General features: G+C 47.2%; 23 protein-coding genes and 1 other RNA gene. 17 read left to right on the forward strand and 7 right to left on the reverse strand.

The annotated features are described in order from the left end of the window. Nucleotides 1–5 precede the first annotated feature (5 nt). Nucleotides 6–1049: a hypothetical protein gene (locus tag ESP131_RS08875; protein ID WP_148662012.1), complete on the forward strand. Its 1044-nt coding sequence runs from the start codon at nucleotides 6–8 to the stop codon at nucleotides 1047–1049. After that, complete coding sequence (locus ESP131_RS08880; protein ID WP_069940432.1) at nucleotides 1046–2143, forward strand: ABC transporter permease subunit; 1098 nt, start codon at nucleotides 1046–1048, stop codon at nucleotides 2141–2143. The genes ESP131_RS08875 and ESP131_RS08880 overlap by 4 nt, the downstream gene beginning before the upstream one ends. A gap of 91 nt (nucleotides 2144–2234) precedes the next feature. Here ESP131_RS08880 and ESP131_RS08885 read toward each other — a convergent pair whose 3' ends face one another. The 3 genes from ESP131_RS08885 to ESP131_RS08895 all read right to left on the reverse strand — a co-directional run bounded on the left by ESP131_RS08885 (nucleotide 2235) and on the right by ESP131_RS08895 (nucleotide 3688). Further along, on the reverse strand, nucleotides 2235–3128 hold the full coding sequence (locus ESP131_RS08885; RefSeq protein ID WP_029341391.1) for a hypothetical protein: 894 nt from the start codon (nucleotides 3126–3128) through the stop codon (nucleotides 2235–2237). An 89-nt stretch (nucleotides 3129–3217) separates the two neighbouring features. Beyond that, entirely contained in the window at nucleotides 3218–3424 is a 207-nt protein-coding gene (locus ESP131_RS08890) for a DUF2922 family protein (RefSeq protein WP_029341392.1), read from the reverse strand. 36 nt (nucleotides 3425–3460) lie between these two features. Then, the gene (locus ESP131_RS08895; RefSeq protein WP_069940433.1) at nucleotides 3461–3688 is read right to left on the reverse strand and encodes a DUF1659 domain-containing protein; all 228 of its coding nucleotides are present in this window, start codon (nucleotides 3686–3688) and stop codon (nucleotides 3461–3463) included. A gap of 68 nt (nucleotides 3689–3756) precedes the next feature. Between ESP131_RS08895 and ESP131_RS08900 the strand changes: the two genes are divergently transcribed. The 4 genes from ESP131_RS08900 (at nucleotide 3757) to ESP131_RS08915 (ending at nucleotide 7380) form a co-directional block, all read left to right on the forward strand. Beyond that, nucleotides 3757–4752: a potassium channel family protein gene (locus ESP131_RS08900; protein WP_231884689.1), complete on the forward strand. Its 996-nt coding sequence runs from the start codon at nucleotides 3757–3759 to the stop codon at nucleotides 4750–4752. Between the two features lie 69 nt (nucleotides 4753–4821). Continuing rightward, on the forward strand, nucleotides 4822–5514 hold the full coding sequence (locus tag ESP131_RS08905) for a hypothetical protein (RefSeq protein WP_069940434.1): 693 nt from the start codon (nucleotides 4822–4824) through the stop codon (nucleotides 5512–5514). A 59-nt stretch (nucleotides 5515–5573) separates the two neighbouring features. Beyond that, on the forward strand, nucleotides 5574–5987 hold the full coding sequence (locus ESP131_RS08910) for a hypothetical protein (RefSeq protein ID WP_023467922.1): 414 nt from the start codon (nucleotides 5574–5576) through the stop codon (nucleotides 5985–5987). A gap of 49 nt (nucleotides 5988–6036) precedes the next feature. Then, the gene (locus tag ESP131_RS08915) at nucleotides 6037–7380 is read left to right on the forward strand and encodes a S8 family peptidase (protein ID WP_069940435.1); all 1344 of its coding nucleotides are present in this window, start codon (nucleotides 6037–6039) and stop codon (nucleotides 7378–7380) included. Nucleotides 7381–7427: 47 nt separating this feature from the next. On the opposite strand, the gene ESP131_RS08920 is transcribed toward ESP131_RS08915, so the two are convergent. Next, a complete protein-coding gene (locus ESP131_RS08920; RefSeq protein WP_041255063.1) occupies nucleotides 7428–7871 on the reverse strand; it encodes a hypothetical protein in 444 nt (147 codons plus the stop codon). A gap of 134 nt (nucleotides 7872–8005) precedes the next feature. Between ESP131_RS08920 and rnpB the strand changes: the two genes are divergently transcribed. Continuing rightward, an RNA gene (gene rnpB / locus ESP131_RS08925) (RNase P RNA component class B) lies at nucleotides 8006–8379 on the forward strand. 111 nt (nucleotides 8380–8490) lie between these two features. Continuing rightward, nucleotides 8491–9636, forward strand: coding sequence for a THUMP domain-containing class I SAM-dependent RNA methyltransferase (locus ESP131_RS08930; protein WP_069940436.1), 1146 nt, complete (start codon nucleotides 8491–8493; stop codon nucleotides 9634–9636). Between the two features lie 281 nt (nucleotides 9637–9917). Here the strand turns inward: ESP131_RS08930 and ESP131_RS08935 are convergent, their stop codons facing one another. Then, nucleotides 9918–11036 (reverse strand): hypothetical protein, encoded by a 1119-nt coding sequence (locus ESP131_RS08935; protein WP_197499313.1) that lies wholly within the window; start codon nucleotides 11034–11036, stop codon nucleotides 9918–9920. A 480-nt stretch (nucleotides 11037–11516) separates the two neighbouring features. On the opposite strand from ESP131_RS08935, the gene ESP131_RS08940 reads away from it, so the two are divergent. Both ESP131_RS08940 and ESP131_RS08945 read left to right on the forward strand, forming a co-directional pair. After that, nucleotides 11517–12278 carry a hypothetical protein gene (locus ESP131_RS08940; protein WP_156772495.1) on the forward strand — a complete coding sequence of 254 codons (762 nt, stop codon included), beginning with the start codon at nucleotides 11517–11519 and terminating at the stop codon, nucleotides 12276–12278. 88 nt (nucleotides 12279–12366) lie between these two features. After that, entirely contained in the window at nucleotides 12367–13158 is a 792-nt protein-coding gene (locus ESP131_RS08945; RefSeq protein ID WP_257785289.1) for an SMI1/KNR4 family protein, read from the forward strand. 55 nt (nucleotides 13159–13213) lie between these two features. On the opposite strand, the gene ESP131_RS08950 is transcribed toward ESP131_RS08945, so the two are convergent. Together ESP131_RS08950 and ESP131_RS08955 are read right to left on the reverse strand one after the other, a co-directional pair. After that, complete coding sequence (locus tag ESP131_RS08950; protein WP_069940440.1) at nucleotides 13214–13402, reverse strand: hypothetical protein; 189 nt, start codon at nucleotides 13400–13402, stop codon at nucleotides 13214–13216. A gap of 85 nt (nucleotides 13403–13487) precedes the next feature. Next, nucleotides 13488–14399, reverse strand: a complete 912-nt coding sequence (locus ESP131_RS08955; RefSeq protein ID WP_069941025.1) for a tol-pal system YbgF family protein — start codon at nucleotides 14397–14399, stop codon at nucleotides 13488–13490. 116 nt (nucleotides 14400–14515) lie between these two features. Between ESP131_RS08955 and ESP131_RS08960 the strand changes: the two genes are divergently transcribed. The 7 genes from ESP131_RS08960 to ESP131_RS08990 all read left to right on the forward strand — a co-directional run bounded on the left by ESP131_RS08960 (nucleotide 14516) and on the right by ESP131_RS08990 (nucleotide 17783). Next, nucleotides 14516–15433: a hypothetical protein gene (locus ESP131_RS08960; RefSeq protein ID WP_069940441.1), complete on the forward strand. Its 918-nt coding sequence runs from the start codon at nucleotides 14516–14518 to the stop codon at nucleotides 15431–15433. 4 nt (nucleotides 15434–15437) lie between these two features. After that, nucleotides 15438–15833 carry a hypothetical protein gene (locus ESP131_RS08965; RefSeq protein WP_069940442.1) on the forward strand — a complete coding sequence of 132 codons (396 nt, stop codon included), beginning with the start codon at nucleotides 15438–15440 and terminating at the stop codon, nucleotides 15831–15833. 46 nt (nucleotides 15834–15879) lie between these two features. Then, nucleotides 15880–16170, forward strand: a complete 291-nt coding sequence (locus ESP131_RS08970; RefSeq protein WP_035397924.1) for a hypothetical protein — start codon at nucleotides 15880–15882, stop codon at nucleotides 16168–16170. Between the two features lie 25 nt (nucleotides 16171–16195). Continuing rightward, nucleotides 16196–16696, forward strand: coding sequence for a GNAT family N-acetyltransferase (locus ESP131_RS08975; protein ID WP_069940443.1), 501 nt, complete (start codon nucleotides 16196–16198; stop codon nucleotides 16694–16696). 19 nt (nucleotides 16697–16715) lie between these two features. Next, nucleotides 16716–16940, forward strand: a complete 225-nt coding sequence (locus tag ESP131_RS08980) for a hypothetical protein (protein ID WP_069940444.1) — start codon at nucleotides 16716–16718, stop codon at nucleotides 16938–16940. A gap of 74 nt (nucleotides 16941–17014) precedes the next feature. Beyond that, nucleotides 17015–17233, forward strand: coding sequence for a hypothetical protein (locus ESP131_RS08985; protein WP_029341406.1), 219 nt, complete (start codon nucleotides 17015–17017; stop codon nucleotides 17231–17233). A gap of 73 nt (nucleotides 17234–17306) precedes the next feature. Then, nucleotides 17307–17783, forward strand: a complete 477-nt coding sequence (locus ESP131_RS08990; protein ID WP_069940445.1) for a glutathione peroxidase — start codon at nucleotides 17307–17309, stop codon at nucleotides 17781–17783. Nucleotides 17784–17801: the final 18 nt, after the last annotated feature.

Here is a 17801-nt window from a genome sequence, read left to right on the forward strand (position 1 = left end):
TGTCGATGTTACGATTCGAATCATATAAATTATATAAATCGCTAATCGTCTGGTTGCTGTTGATCGGAACGGGAATCTTTTTCTTACCGACATTAGTGGAACCGATTGATCATGTCGTCAAGTCCCGCTATTCTTCGTTCGAAGGACCAGCAACGAAAGACGTCTTTAAGATGATTGAGACAGATCGCAACATCATCAATGATCCAGATACACGAATGTTAGAAGACGACATATTTTACAAGAATGAAATCTATGCTCAAATCTTACATATGGAAGAAGCGCAAATTCAACGGCAGCAACGCCTCGACGTTTTAAAAAGCGATACGTTCGAGCAAAAGCTCGTCAATCGTATCAACGTCGCATCGATTCGCTATCACGATCCGGCGGAAATCGTAGCGACGTTCGTCAATCAATCCGGACTCCTGTTCCCGTTGATCGGACTCCTACTCGTGACGATCAGTTATACACGTGAACGCATGACCGGAGTCGAACAGTACCAGTTGACGTCGCGGAATGGACGACATCTCTTATTACGTGCGAAATGGATGGCTGCCGTTATGTACGTGACGATCATCCACGTATTAACGTATCTTGCGACGATCTTAGTCGTCCGTTATCAACTCGGACCGATCGATTGGTCGGCACCGATGCAAGCGATGGACGGACTAACTGCAGCGCCGTATCCATTATCGATTGGTGGATATGTACTGTGTACGTTCATTTATCAGGAACTAGCCTTTGTGACGCTAGCGACAGCTATTTTATGTGCCTCGTTATTCGCGAAACAGTACAGTCACGCCTTCATTTACGTAATGGTTTTGATCGGCTTACCATTGACGTATGGTTACGTCATTCCGGACGTGTTCTTCCCAGATTTCGTGCAAGTGCTGATCTTCTTTTTCCCAAGCCGCGGCGTGCTGACGCGTGAACTGTTCCAGACAGATATACCGTTCGTCTTACCGATTTTTGTGATGCTCGTTTGGATTGTACTGATCGTCACCCTTTACGTATTCATGATGCGATCTGTCAAAAGGAGGGAGCTGACATGAGCCGCGACTTATTGAAGGTGGAATGGCAAAAGGTAAAGCAACAAAAGATGGTGTGGGTTCTGCTGTGCCTTGTGTTTATCGTCGGTCTGATTTTTTCGTTTAGTCGGATGGGCTTGCCTGGAACGGAACGGACGAATGCACCGTTCGAAGGGAAATTGACGAGGGACTTCGTGCAACTGGCAACAGAAGGAGAAAAGCGTGTAACGAAGAATGGGATCACGAAAGCAGAACAGCGTGAACACGACATTTATTTGCAGATTCTGAAGGCAGACGGCCGGCATCAGTCGCAATCGCAACGTGTCGACGAATTGCGTCAAGAAGCGCGCTCAGCGACATCTGACATCAAAAAACGAAAACTCGAACAAGAAGCGTCGTTGCTTGCGAAAATCGATTATCAACGCGTCGGCAACTACCGGACGCTTGATCAATTCATCGTGTTTCTCGGTGTCGGAGGATTTGCGTTGCTGGCGATCGTCTTGACGTTAGTAACCGCGACGAGTTACTCGCGCGAAGCGCAGACCGGGATGTTGCAACTGCTCTATAGTTCAAAGCATGGTCGCAAAGACGTCCTGACGGCAAAATTAACACTCTCGATCCTGCTCGTCACTGGCATCATCCTCGTTTACAATATCGTGCAGTGGCTCTTATTTTTCCGTCAGTCAAGCGGCTGGGAGTTACCGATTCAGTTTAACTATCATGATTCTCCATACCCGTTGACATTCGGGCAACTGTATCTGCTCGCTATCTTGATGCAGTGGCTGGTCGGCATCTCGTTAGTCATGACGTTCACGTTTTTCTCGTTACTCGTCCGGCAGGTCCTTGCTGTTCTGATACTCGCATCGATCTGGCTGATTAGTCCGTTCGTGCTTGAAAAGTTCTTTGGAGGCATCATGGCGAGCGAAACGATTCGCTCACTTCTCCTCCTGACACAAGGACAGTCATTGATGGTGTTCGTGTTGTTTAAGGATTACCTTGCTATACCGGTGTTTGGGCAACCGATTATTTTACCAGTAGTCGTCATCGCCAGTAGCATCACGACGATTCTCTTGTTCGGCTGGGGTTGTTACAAGCTTGTCTCGCGTCAGTCTTCCTAAAAAAACGCTTCGGACCGGAAAAAGTTATCCGGTCCGAAGCGTTCTTTTTTTTCGTTTTGACTAGGAATCAATGCGTCCTAAGGCGAAAGCATCAAGACGTGAAGTTTTTCTCTGCCGCTTTACAGGCACGCAATAAAGCATCCTTGAAGAAGCGATCTTCCTGCGAAGCGAGTTGTTGTGTCGCTTCTTCGTCCCCACGCAGGGAGCGGGCGAGCATCTGAATGACCTTGACCCAGCGCCGGACGTGATCGAGTTGCGGGCGACCCATCGCGACGTATACCGTGAACCAATCGTTCTGATCGCGACGGATCATCCGTTGGAACAATGATTTCGCGAGATCGACTTCTTCGGTCGTCGGGAGTTCGTTCGTCTCGAAATAAAGACGTAACGCTGCGACAGCAGTCGCATACGCTGCCTTGACGTCTTCCGACGGCTGATGTTTGCCGTAATCAGATGTCGACAGATGAAGTAAGGCGGGTTTCTTTTCGACACCCGTGATCCAAGCGGAGATCGTCTTATTGCCTTTATAGGCTTGACGGTTCGCGACCGGGAGCTTCGCCGTGACATTACCGACTTTCCCGATCAAGGTCACTTTATTGTTGCGATCTTGGATTTCAGTCACTTTCATCTCGACCGTATCCCCCATTTCATGGGGAATGGCTTTCGGCTGAAGCTTTTCTCCTGCCGAGAGTGGCGAGCGCTTGCGGATCATCCGCAGTGCTTCCTGTTCAATCCGGTCGTCAAGCGACCAGAGATGCTCTGGTGGAACGTTACGGAACCGGCGACGTCGAACCTTGATGTACTGGTCAAGCGCGTCAGCAGCTTGCTCCCGCGTCGATTCGCCACGTGCGACGGGGCCGATGATGTCTCGGAGCGTAATGGATTCGAGACGTTCCATGATGCCTTCGAACGGGATGAGTTCCATTACGTAGAGACTACAGACGACGAGTTCGCATTCGCGAGGAGTGAGTGGGCGTTTGGCCATAAATTGACTTCCTTTCAGCTGGTTGATGTTTCTAGTATACCAAAAAAAAGCCATCGTCACGTAATCCCGTGACGATGGTCTGAAAAAGCTTACAAGACGAATGCCGATTCCGAACTGTTTTGCAATTCAGCGGACGCGAGACGTGTGACACCGTTCATGAACGGGTCATGGGCGACGAACAAATCTCCGATTGCTTTGATCTCAGCCACGGTCGCATTCTCCTTCGCACCAGCGATCCGTAAGCGATACGGCTTTTTCGTCACCGTATCGAACGTCAGGACGATCGTATGTTCCATCAATGGTCACTCCTTTCGTAAAATGTAGAAGATGGGTCATGCCTTCAGTAAAGCGTAGTCACGGCTGATTTCCGTCAGCGCGTAACGTCCGTCGAGTAAGCTGCCGATCGATTGCCCGATCGAAGCGACGACGTCTGCTGGAAGATTCGAACGTAAGCCGTTGTAGCGGCGGCGAGCGACGACGGCATCACCGTTTGCTGTCACCTTGTCCTTACGCTCGAAGACGATGATGAGACTCGTCTTGATCTCTTCTGCTTGTGTCATGTGTATCACCTCCTTCGCCCTTATTGACAGGGGAAGAGACCGGATTGTTCGAAAGGAATGAAAAAAACATGGTCTGGTTACGTTTTTTACGAAAAGTCTCGTTTCTACGGATGCGGACGCTCGGGTATGCGTCGTTGATTTTCGTCTTCGGTGTCGCGGGTATCATGTACGCGCTTGAGCCGGAGACGTTCGGCTCCTACTTCCGCGCCGTCTACTGGACGATGACGACCGTCGTCACGGTCGGATACGGTGACTTCTTCCCGAACTCGGATACCGGTCGCATTCTGACGATTTTCGTGTTTATCTTCGGAATTGGGATCGTCGGTGGATTGATCTCAAAACTGGTCGACGGTGTCCAGTTGATTCGTAATCAAAAGGAAAGAGGGTTGTTACAAGTGAAGGAAACAGGACATACGGTCGTCTTCGGTTACAGTCGGCGTTCGAAGCACGTCATCGAGTCATTGCTCGAACATACGGATGTCGTCCTCGTCGACGACCTAGAGCGAGAGCCATTCAGTCATCCCCGGTTCCATTACGTCTGTGGTGATCCGGCACTGACGTCGACGCTTGAGCGAGCGCACATCGAAAAGGCGGTCCGCGCGATCGTCCTCGCGGATCATTCGATTCCGCCGGTCCATGCTGACGGACGAACACTGTTGATCGCTTCAAGCATCGAACGGGCGAACCCGAACATCTACACGATCGTCGAGATGATGCTTGAAGAACACCTCGACAGTTTTGAACAGGTCAAGGTCGATGAAGTGTTGCTTGGTGACGAGACGATTGCCCGGATGGCGATCCTCGCGTCCCATCATCCCGGCGTGACGAAGGTCGTGACGAATTTGTTAACGAAGGATGGTGAAGGGATGTTCTCGATTCCGACGCGACCGGAATGGGCGACATATCGTGATGCGTTTCATGCCTTGCTAGAAGAAGGGGTGACGATTCTATCCGACGGGAAGCGGCTCGATTTGAACCAACGTCTCGACGAAACGATTCCGAAAAACGGAACGCTGATCGTCTTATGTTCGGAGGAAACCGCCCAACGAATCGGAGCAATTTAAGGTGTGCATGATTCAACTAATCTTTTTTCGGGTATAGTAAACAAATTTACTAAACGGAGGAAAAGGATTATGACACAACCACAACCAGAATGGATTCAAGAATTATTCGAGACGGTCGATCAAGGTGAAATTAAAAATGCACCGAAATTACTCTATATGGCATTGACGCTTGAACCAAGTTATTTTACAAAAGCAGTTATTCGTTTTAATCAACGATTGGAAGTCGAACCATTAACGGACGTTTCGGAACTACTGACGGTCTATCGTCAATTCTTCCTCTCAGCTAATCCGTCAGAGGAATACTGGTCACTTGCCTGGAACGAACTCATCCAGACCCTACAACATATGATTGATCGACCAGAAACGCAGCAATTACTTAAAGAACATATCGATTTACTCGACTGGTGGTCAAGTGAATCGTTGCTGTCACTCCCGAGTTGGTTAACGATTCTCGACGTTGCAGAACGCATCGACGCGCTTGATCAATTTAGCAGTTATCTTCCAGATATCTTTGAGAGCTACGCGCTCGAGACAGCAAAGGATGAACCGTTCGCCCGTCTTGCCTGGTACGCACTCGCAAGCAATCAACAAAACTTGCTTGCCCCGTACAGAGACCGGATTGAAGCCGGTTCGTCGAAGGAAATCCAGTCTCTTCGTCAAGCGGATCTCGTCGATCAAATTGAAACGACACGGGTCGTTATGTTAAAGTCGAAAGATAACGAGCCGATTGAATTAACATTTGATCGAAAATGGACATTATAAATTATCGAAGAAAAAATGACACCTAGAAGCCGCACGAATCCAATCCAAGGGGTGTAGGGATGATTCACGTCAATTTACCGAGTGGTGACTATGTCGTGTTAGTAGAAATAAATCGTGAAGTGCTGCTGTGTCATTCGATTGAAGAAGCGGAACAAGCACAACGCGACCGGTATGAACTGGTCGGACGGATGAGCGAACGCTTGCCGGCAGAAGTGATTGGACCCTCGATTGCGGACTTCGTCCGCTTTTCGACCGGGTTCATCGGCGAAGAAGTAACGTGGCATGAAGAAGAAGAAGCGTTCTTTTGCCAACAGTTCGAGACGTTCGACGGTTCCCCGTTAGGTGAAGACCTGACGGGTATCGATGCAACGCGTTGGCGTGCGGTCCTTGCACGCTATTATGCTTACGTGACGATCGGAAAGATCATTCCTTTTGAAGTCAGCGAAGAACCGGACGGTACGGTTCCGCTTTAGTCCAGACGATTCTTCGGTCGGCGCGTAAACAGAGAAGGGCAGTGTTCCCATGAAAAAGCAACTTGCACTACTCACGCTAGCGACAATCGTCGCCATGCCAACGTCTGCTTTCGCGCAGTCTCAATATGTACAATACGACCCAACCTTTACAGAACAACAAAAACAAGAATGGTTGGCGAATCAAGGTCTGACCGAAATTCGTGCCCTGAAACAAAAAGGATTCTCTCTCGTCGAGCCCCTTGCGCATCTCGAGGAAGAGGATATCGACGCCGATTTGATTCCGATCACGGACGTCAAAAAAGCGACGGATTCTGCCCAGTTCCAGCAAACGTACCTCGATCAGTCACGAATTCCGGCTTACTGGAAGTACAGCCGCGGGAAATCGGATGTTCGTGTTGCGATCATCGATGACGCGATCGATACGAAACACCGTGAGTTCAAGGATGTCATCTATAAAACAACGACGATTTCCGGGATTCGAAAACCAGATGATCACGGGACACATGTCGCAGGGATTGTCGGGGCGCGTGAAGACGGTCAAGGAATCGTCGGTGTCGCTTCGGGTGTCAAGCTGATCGGGGCGGACGTCTTTGACGGAGAATATGCCGGGTCGATCGATATCGGCGACGGTATTTTGTATGCCATCGAGCAAGGGGCAGATGTCATCAATCTGTCGCTCGGACAATATGAATACGATCCATATATGGAGTCCGCGATCAAAAAAGCAGAGGCGAAAAACATCCTCGTTGTCGGTGCAGCTGGAAACGACGGGAAGGGGAAAGTTCTTTTCCCAGGCTCAATGAGTCAAGTCGTTGCCGTCGGATCAGTCGGGACGCTCGGGCGTGCCTCGACGTTCTCGAACTACGGCAAAGGACTCAACATCATGGCGCCGGGTGAAGGGGTTTACTCGACGATCGTCGGGAATAAATACGGCTACTTGGACGGAACGTCGATGGCGACACCAGTCGTCAGCGGTGTACTGGCACTCGCAAAATCGAAGAATCCGTTCGTCTCGAACACGACGATGCGCAGTAAGTTATATGCGGCAGCGACGAAAAAATCAGGCGATACGAAGTCGCATTACGGGACGGGTCGCTTGAACGCTGGAATCTTGGCGACGTTACCAGCACCGATCTCGAAGATCTCGTTGCCGTCAACGGTCAAGCCGAATCAGCTGTTTTCATTCTATTTCGATGAGTACGCGAGTGCGAAGACGACGACACGTCTTTATAAGGACGGGAAGGTCGTCAAGACGTTCACGCAATCGAATTTAACGAACGGGACGCATAAGTTTACGTATAAGTTGAAAGAGAAGGGGGCTTACAAGCTCGTCTTTACAACGACCGGTGGACGCCATACGCGGACCGTTGAACGACTCCTGACAGTGAAATAAAAAAAGCGCCTCCCACCGAGTGGGAAGCGCCGTACGAGACCTGAAGATTACTTCGGGTCTTTTCCTTTTTTATAGACGGGCGTCGGAGGTGTTAATGCCTCTCCAGTCCACGTGATCATCGCTTCCATCTTGTATCCTGTGTCATCCTCATGGACGAACGACAGGCGACTGGAATCGATCAATTGGTATAAACCATAAGCGACCTGGTCGGCCCAAGAGCGTAACGTCATCGCATTATCATACAACGGGATTTGCTCAGGGAAACGTTCATTCATAAGCAAGATATCGTGTTGATCGAAATGATAGCTACGTTTTGAGAGTGCATCGGGCGCCTTGACGTTGAACGGCTCGAACGCGTGGATGAGCTCTCCTTGACGATAGAAGGCGAAGATGCCGTTTCGCAGATGAAGTGCCTTGATCTCATCGATCTCGATCAGGAATGTCAACTTGCGAACCGTTCGCCGGTTCGTACCAGAGCGTCGTTTTTTCATGCTACATGCCCCCTTCTGAACTCTTGTACTATACCGTGAAATGAGGCAGGGACGCAACTTTTTCGTTTATAAAACGAGAATTGCCTCTTGCAGGAAAGCGGCATCTACGCTACACTCATAAACAGTGACTATGTTGGTTCGGACAATCGCGGGGCATTTCGGTGCTTTGAGGAAAGTCCATGCTCGCACAGCCTGCGATGGCTGTAGTGATCGTGCTACACAAAAAGATAAGTGTAGGCAGCGTCAAGCTGACGGCAGAAGGAACGCCTAAGTCTTCGGATATGGCCGAAACTTCTTGAAGGTGCCACAGTGACGGAGCTTCATGGGAAACCATGAAGGTGGAACGAGGTAAACCCCACGAGCGAGAAACCCAAATTTGGTAGGGGAATTTCCGGAGCGGAACTGAACGCGAAGGAGAGCGTATGCAAATACGGAGATAGATGATTGTCGCCTGCGTGTGAGGGTCAAACCGTTTGGAACACTAAGGAACAGAACATGGCTTACAGGACCACATAGGCTGTTATTTTTAAGTTGAACGAGAGTCCAGGTCCACCCTGGGCTCTTTTTTTATTGCAATGAAACGATTCAGTGGAAGAAACAATAAAGGAGTGAACGCGATATGGCAAAACGCTTAGTCATCGCGACAGCGGCGATGGGAATCGAAGCGCTCGTCGCAAAAGAAGTCCGTGCGTTAGGATATGAATGTACGGTCGAGGACGGAAAGGTCTACATCGATTGTGAGATGGAGGACATTCCCCGTTTGAACATGTGGCTTCGGACAGCGGACCGGATTAAACTCGTAGTCGCTGAGTTCCGCGCGACGACATTCGAAAAATTGTTCGATCAAGTTAAGGCACTACCGTGGCACGAATTGATGCCGTGGGATGCAAACTTCATCGTCAACGGTCGTTCGGTCAAGTCGAAGCTCTTCTCGATCCGTGACTGCCAGAAGATCACCGAGAAAGCGATCGTCTCGCACATGCAAGAAGCGTACAACAAAGGAACGGAATGGTTGCCGAAGACAGGCGCGAGCTATCCGATCGAAGTCGCCTTGTTAAAAGACATCGCAACATTAACGATCGATACGTCTGGCGACGCGTTACACAAACGCGGCTACCGTGAGTTCCACTCGGCCGCGCCACTCAAAGAGACGATGGCAGCAGCGATGCTGATGCTGACGAACTGGAAGCCGGATATGCCGCTCTACGACGTCTTCACCGGTTCAGGTACACTGGCGATTGAAGCAGCGATGATCGGGCGTAATATCGCACCAGGGATCAACCGCGAGTTCGTCTCACAGGAATGGAAATGCATTCCGAAGAAGGCATGGTTCGATGCGATCAACGAAGCGAACGACAAAGCCGAGTGGGACAAACCATTGAAGATCTACGCAAGCGATGTCGATCCAGAGATGGTCAAGCTCGCAAAAACGAACGCAGAACTCGCAGACGTCCGCGATGCGATCAACGTCATGCAACGCGACGCAGCAGACTTCAAACCGAAGGAAGACTTCGGTGTCATCATCGGGAACCCGCCGTACGGGGAACGTTTGGAAGACGCACGTGAAGTCCATCAGTTGTACCGCAAGATTGGTACGGCGTATAAAGAATTCCCATACTACAGCGTCTATATGATCACGTCGTATGTTGAGTTCGAAAAAGCGTACGGTCGCCCAGCGACGAAACGTCGGAAGCTCTATAACGGGAACATCGAAGTTCAGTTTTATCAGTATTATGGTTTGCGTCGGAAACGTCCGCAGGCTTAAGCGATTTGTGAGAGGTGAGTGGGCGGCAGTTCCCACTCACTTCCCACTTTTTTATTTTTTCGCAATAAATCATGAGCCGTTCGGTTGAGCGGTTTTTTTGCGTTTCAAAAGCTGCTCGAATCGAAATCACCAAGTCTTTTAGGATGACATTTCGGATTGCACTGAACTTTTTAATGCCAGTTCGATTGTTGAGAAATTTTCAAATCGTAACTTTTTTACATACTTACGTTCTGTTTCTGTCAGAAAGAAAAGGCACCTGAGTGCCTTCAGGGTAAACCTTTTTAATTGCCGTTGATATCGGGTGTAGGTAAATCTAGCGAGGTAAATCCGGATGTATCTAAATTGCTGTTCAAGTCGTTCAAATTTTGGATAGCTTCTTGTCCTCTATAGTATCCGTCCTGACGCGTTTCCATCTCATTACTCTTGAGTAGTCTTTCTGAACTCACTAATTCAGAGGCAGTGGATTGCATCTCGATGATTGCAGTCGACAAGGTGTTGGCGATGTGTTTAATACTTCCATCTGCTGTGGGCGATTTCTGAATGCCGATGATTTTTTCCGACATACCATTTACCATGAGAGACAAAGAATCGCCAGTTGTTAAATCATCGCCTTCTGCTGGGTATTCGAGTGACATCTCGTAATATTTGTCATCCGCTTCTTTCAACATGGCTGTCAGTTGAAATTGACCATCTAAAAATTCTGCAATCAACTCTCCGTCATCTTCATTCATTACATTTGAAGCATCAGTACTCGTTTCGGTAGCATCACTAGAAGAAGCGTTGAAGATAGCTTCATTAAGCGGAATTGCCCGTAAAGTTTTTTCCTCTCGATTAGGTAAATAGTTTTCAGCTTCGTCCCATGTTTCAAAACTCTTAGAAACCGTATACGTCTCTAAGCTGTATGCTATATCTAATAAATTTTGAGAGAGAGGTTCGAGTTTTTCCGCTATCGCGTTTTCTACATTTGTGAATGGGACATCTTCATTTTTCGCCATGTACGCACCCGCAGCCATCATATGAGCAATTTGTGCGGCTTCGTTCAATATTTCAACTTGCGCGTCTACTCGATCTCTCACATCTTGGGTGACAGTTTTTTGAAAATCTTTGATTCGAAGTTGTTCTGTTTCTTTCATCTTTTTTTGTTCTTTAACAATACGGTTCACTAACTCGGTTGTGGATGAAATAGCCTTCTCAACAACAGGCTTCCCTGTATCTAAAGCATTTTGGACATCTTTTGGAGAGAAATCGTTATTCGTTTGTTCTACATTTGTTCCGTGTCCGAAAGAGGCGAGATCTCTCGGATCAGAAGCTACAGGTGTGTCACTTTTTTGTTTTGCTTTTTCTGTTTTTGATTCGGTAACAGGAGTTTCCTTTTTAACTTGTGATGATTTAGTGTGCATCCCAAGAAAGTACGATCCTCCGATTATTACAACTGCAAGGATTCCGATAATCCAGCGTATCTGGATGGTCCGTCTGTTATAACGACTATATTTAAAAATACGTTTCCTTTCATTGTCCACGACGTATCCTCCATTAGTAATTTTTTTATTTAATCCTAATTTAGTGCATTAATGTTTTTAATTTCCATATTAATTCTAACTCAAAATGGTTTATTATACGATATGGATTTAGGCGATGGGATAACTATCTTCGCATCGAACAATCATATACCTAACGTATATGAATATTGAAATACAGTTAATGCATTGATTTCCAAGTGTTATAGTTTCTGTCGTGAAAGGACACAGGTAAAAGTTACATTTAGTATATGCATGATTGATGTTGCACAATCATTACATAGTTTTTAAGAAACTCTCTAGATTAAATTAGGACAATATCAAAAATCCCTTTGAAATGACATACTTAAAAAAGTACAAACTTTGAAAGAGTTTTTGATTAGCACAAAGTATATTTTTAAGCAGGATGATGCGAATAGTAGTCAAAAGGTAAACATAAATGATGTACTTATACATACTGAGGGAGAAAACATGACAAGGATCTGGATAGAAGAGTATGAAGTAATGGGTGATTTAGGTCGTCTGTTCGGTCACTTTTTAGATATGGATGATTCAATTAAAACGGCATATTTAATAAGTCCGTCAGAGGATGACGAATGTATTACACCGACGAAGAAAATTTTGTTTGAGTTTTTAGAGCATCGAAACGATTTTCCGTTGTATCTGTATTTTTCAGATGAATATGTATTAAGAGAACGACATCAGCAGTTCTTTCAGCAACAGGATATTGACTATACCATTCAAACGGTTTATCCAAGTCGAAAATATCATTTAGATCCGCTTGTTTATTTTACAGTTGAATTAAAGAACAAGGAGGCACTCATTCGCGTCATTCGCGAGACGTACTGGTTAGCAGAAGAGAATGTTTTCTATGTGATTTCGAATTACGATAATTTAAAATTTACGTTTGAGGAAAGGCAACATTGGGGTTTCCAGCAATATCTACCGATTGCTTCATTTGATCGAACTCCTCCATCGGTGCTTATCAAGCCTGGTCATGACGGATGTGGTTTTTTCATATGTTCAAGCGATCGATCGGTGAATTCGTTAGAAAACGTCATTCGGAGTATGCCGGAAGAAATCATCACATATCAAGTCAATGATGAACTATATGAACTTGAGTAATGAAGAGTAAATTCACTCTTCAGCTATCGGAGGTGCTGCATGAAACCAGCCATCAAACAGATCAATCCATCGCCCGGGTGTATCACTAATCGATCTAAAGCGTGCAGAAAAAATCCTCGGTGTAAAATTCCCGACGGATTACATTTCACTCATGCAGGAATCAAATGGTGCAGCCTTTCATGACTGGCAACTCTATTCGATACCTACTGAATCGAGTCATTCTGAAGTCGAAGATATCATCCACCATCACATAAATCGTCCAGATGATTTACCGAAGGATATGATCTGCTTTGGTGAACATTTAGATGGGAGACGGTTGTGCTACCGGATTCGACTTCGTTTTTTACAAGAGCTCGTCTTCACGTGGCATCCTAAAAAGGGGCTTGAAAAATACTGTGCCTCTTCACTCAACGAATGGGTAGAATCCGAAATGTTACGTGACCGGGCTAATAAAAAGATTACCCTGGGTACTTTTAGTGTTAGTAGTCATCGACTGCTCGTGACGGATTCGAATGAAAAAGATGTAGCATCGATTGTCTTGGAGCAAGTGAAGTCTGGCGCATGGACGGCTTCCGTTACATATGATTCAGATGGAACGGTTCGTTTACTTACAGTATACGAAGGTGTCGATCAGCCGACGGGCAGATGGACGCGCTCGCATGAGATTGCGATTGATTCGGGATTTGTACTGATTGGTGATGATGTTGCGTTTCGTGAGGAGGAACTAGCCGAGGAACTCTTTTTCGGTCAACAGAACGTCCATTTGTTTCGAGCGGGTATCATGACCGATTCTGGATATGGAGACGGCATCTATCATCTGAAAGTAAAGAAAAATCGCGATAAACAAATCATCGGAGTACGAATCAATTTCATGGAGTAGCAATCGAAAGACCGGTAAGGAATCCTCCTTCGACCGGTCTTTTTGCGATATGTAGTTATTTGATATTGTCGATGGCGTTGCCATCCTGATCGACTTGAGTAGAAAGTCCAGTCCAGCCACGACCTTTTGTCTCTAGCCAGCTGGTGAATTCGACGAGAAATTCCTCGTGAGGTACATGGCCACCATCTTTTTTGACAATGACGTACCTGTCAAACTTTACATATGACTCCTTCAGTAATTCCATGCGTGATCTCCTCCTAAGCAGCGGATGCGAAAGTAAGAGTATAGCGCTCGAAACATTCATTTACAAATGATATCCATTTATCTTTCTAGTTCAACAAATGGTCCGCTCGACATAAAACCGTCACCTTCACACCATCAGCGACAGAAAAGCCATTCAAACGCGTGCCATCATTCATGCGAAGTGATGTCGTTTGGACGATGTCCTGGAAGAAAAATAGGTCACTTCGTAAACGACGCAGTAACTGGCGAACGTGATCGTACGTAATCGCTTGACCACTCAATTCCGTCAATCGCTCGGCTAGCGCAGGATACGTCGACGTCGTGCCCGTCATGATTACGAAGAGTGCCAAAAATCCGTTCGGATTCAGTAAGATGGTTTGATTTCTCCACTCGACGAAGGTTCCCTCTGAACTGCTCCTTAAGACGATTTCTTGATCGTCAGCTTGATATCCCTGAAACGAACGTTCATTGATCAACGTCTCCGTTCCGTCTTGAATTTTTCGATAATAAAGACGGTCAAACAGGTGCTCATCTTCAACGAGTAATTCGTTTCGGTATTTGTTGAGTCGTGCCGCTTCGCTCGGATGCTTCACGTGTTCTCGGTATTCGAGTTCAGCAAGTGATTCGCGAGCTAGGTAGATGCTGCAGTTGACGACGAACATATGCGTCAGTGTCGTCTGGATGTCGCTCAGAGCAGCGTCGACCGTACCGTCGAGCGCTCGGCTGAAGTGACGTATCGCTTCCGCATACTGGCGTTTGACATAAAGAATATAGCCGAGACGATAATTCGCAAGCGGGTGGTTCGGACGAAATTTAAGTGCCATAGTCAATGCGCGACGCGCTGCGCCATAATCCGGCGTCTCCGAAAATTTCGAGTACTCCGCTTGGCGGACGTACAGATTCGTCAGTTCGTCTTCCAATTGTCTTCTTTCATCTCGATCCGTCGTTTCCCGAATGGCGTGCCGGAGTTCTTGCGCTCGTGCATAACTCGTTATCATCCCGTTCATCCTTTCTGTCTCTTTTCTTTCATCATAGGGCTGACCAACGTATGTGACAAGCTGTCACAATGGTGTTGCTACTCTATAGGTATCAACACTAAAGGAGTCGATGTGAGATGAGAAACGAAAGCAAATGGATCCGATATGGCATTTTAAACGGGGAAGTCATCGAGGAACCGACATGGTCAGCTTGCGTACAAGATGTCATGCAACGAGCGAGTCAACAAGAAGTGACGGATGAAAAGATTCTCGATTGGATCGAAGAAGCAAAACAGCGTCATGCACCACTTGACGATCATGGGATGGAAGCATTGTTTGATCCAAAAAGACAAGCGTTACCCTATCACCTGTTTGACGGGTATGTCCGAGGTATCGTTCGTATGATGAACGAACTTGGGATTTTGACAAGTTCCTGTTGTGACGGTCACGGTAAACGAGCTGCTCGGGTTTATACGCAGGATTTGCTGACGAACCAGCAACGGTATTTGCTTCGTTTAGCGGCAGACGCGGTTCCAGGGTTAACTGTGTCCTTACAAAATCGGTGGATTCAACTTGAAGTGAGAGACCAACGTTCGCTGTTGCTGGATTTGGCGGAAGTATTATATCGCATCAAACAAGACGCGTCGACGATACAAGAGCTGGAATTGCAACGCTTCAGAAAGCGTCTTTTAAGATGGCTCGCAATTCCTGGACAAAGCAGAAGGGAACAGATGGTTCGCAGTCGTGTACAACAGGCAGTCCGCCGGTTTGCTGACGATTCTTTTGTCGATGAAAAAGGGAACCTGCTCGTGACCTACCATCAAGGGGAAGGACCGGTCATTTTATTATCGGCACATCTCGATACCGTCGACCGTATCGATTCGTACCGGACGCTATTTCAGGAAGGAACAATCTTAACGAGCTCAAACGGGATTCTTGGGGCAGATGATCGAGTGGGTATCGCTGCGATTCTTGAACTCATGGAACGCATCTCAGCGAGGAACGATCAAGCTCGCATTTTCAGTCGAAGAGGAAATCGGTTGTCGTGGTGCTGAAGCGATGGACGCGTCCTTTTTAGAGGACGTCGACGCAGCAATCGTCTTTGATCGCCGCGGTACACGCGACATTGTAACAGGTTGTTATGGCGAGTTTGATTTTTGTGAGGAGGCTTTTGGCGCATGTTTTGAACAAGCCGGTCTGTTGAGTGATATGCCAGATTGGCGAACGACACGGTACGGAGGAAGCAGTGATGCGAAACTATTCGCGCTACGAGCTATTCCAACTGTCAACTTGTCCGTCGGCTATCTGCATGAGCATACGGATTTTGAACAGGTTGATTTTGCAGCGACGCTCGAAACCGTCCGTTTGGTCGAAACGTTACTCCATCATCGGTTGCTCGAGCGTTATTTCGCTGAGCGGACAGAAAATCCAACTCTAGGCGGATATACCGATTAATGGATTCCAAATATAGTAAAAAGGAGAGGTGAGAGGAGACGATACGATGTGGATCATACTGGGTTTACTGGCGATTGGATTTACGGCACTGAATATCATCTTTTATTTGATCGGTAAGGACTATCGTTTCCTGATGGTGCTCGGACTGAGTTTTACGGCACTGACTTTGTGCGCTGAATACCGACTCGTTGCGGAATTCGTGGCGCGGGAGGATTGGGCAGCGTTACAGGACGTCGTACCCGGCATGGAGCGGGCTTTGTGGGTATTGACGTTCATCTCGATCGGATTAAATGTATTGCCGCTACTGTTAGACTACCGAAAGAATCGATCTCGTTGACGAATCCAAGAGGAGCTGAATCCTGATGAGCTATACATTTTCACCGCTGACGCAACGACAGGCGGAACAGATTGCCTACGAGTGGCAATATGACGGGGCGTTTGCATTTTATGATATGCCGAATGACGAAGAAGATTTAGCAGAATTTCTCGATCCAGCAAAGCGGACGGAACATTATTTTGCTGTGTTGGATCGTGAAGAATTGATTGGTTATTATGTATTTGAACCAAACGCAGACGTCGTTGACGTCGGGCTTGGCATGCGACCGGACTTGACCGGGCGAGGAAATGGTACGGCATTTTTAGAAGCCGGTCTTGCGTTCATCATGGACCGGTATGCACCTAAGCAAATCGAATTAGCCGTAGCGACATTCAACGAGCGGGCGATTCGCTTGTATACGAAGAGTGGCTTCCTTCCAGTCGAACGGTTCCAACAGGCGACAAATGGTGGAAGTTATGAATTTTTGAAGATGCGTTTACAACCCATCCACTCGACGGAACCTTTTCCAAAATCTATAAGTAGATAACAGAAAAGGAGATGATGTCATGGCACGCTGTACGAATTGTCAGTATAAGTTCAGCACAAAAGAACTACTCGCTGTCAGTGTTGCAATACATGGGAAAGGCAAACCATGTCCGAACTGTGGCGTGAAACAATACATGTCCCGGAAGTCACAATTTTATCTTTCACTCGGGAATATCAGTCTCTTGTTCGTCCTGTTCTTGCCATTTCTAATCCGGTTGAGCGACCGGGAAGAATCGATGTGGTAAGATGTCGGTTACCTTCAATTTCATGAAACTTTTTCCTGAATCCACCAGTAGATAAGGAAGAAGGAGATGGTCAGATGGTACGTTGTACGAATTGCCAATATAAGTTCAAAACGAAAGAAGTGCTCGCTGTCGGATTTGCGAAACATGGGAAAGCATGTCCGAACTGCGGCGTGAAGCAATACATTTCAAAAGACTCGCAACATTACTTATCGCTCGGATACGTCAGTCTCTTGTTCGTCTTGATCCTACCGTTCGTCATCAAACTGAGCGACAAAGAAGAGACGATCTGGTAAAGCATTACGCGCATGCCTGAAAACGACAGGGTGCGCGTTTTGTCTTATACTCGGGGCAAAGGAGCTGGGAAACATGCAAACCGTATACGATGCAACCGTACAAAACGCAGCGGGCGAGACTGTTTCATTAGGTGACTATGCGGGGCGTGTCCTCGTGATCGTCAACACGGCAAGCAAATGTGGGCTCGTCAAACAACTTGGCGAACTACAGGCATTGTACGATAAATATGACGAGCAAGGAGTCACGGTGCTTGGCTTTCCGTGCGATCAATTCAATCAGCAGGAGTTCGCGAATCAGGAAGAGACGATGCAGTTCTGTCAGCTGAACTATGGCGTGACGTTTCCGATGTTTCAGAAGATCGATGTCAATGGACCAAATGAACATCCGCTTTATACATTCCTAAAACGTGAACGGTCGGGTCTGCTGTCGTCAAAGATTAAATGGAACTATACGAAGTTTTTAATCGATCGCCAAGGACGTGTCGTACAGCGGTTCAGTCCGGTCGATTCCGTCCAGTCGGTTGAAAAAACCTTATCTTTGTATCTATAATCCAAGTAACCGTCCGGC

It is taken from the genome of Exiguobacterium sp. U13-1 (assembly GCF_001750115.1).
GTDB classification, from domain to species: Bacteria; Bacillota; Bacilli; order Exiguobacteriales; family Exiguobacteriaceae; genus Exiguobacterium_A; species Exiguobacterium_A acetylicum.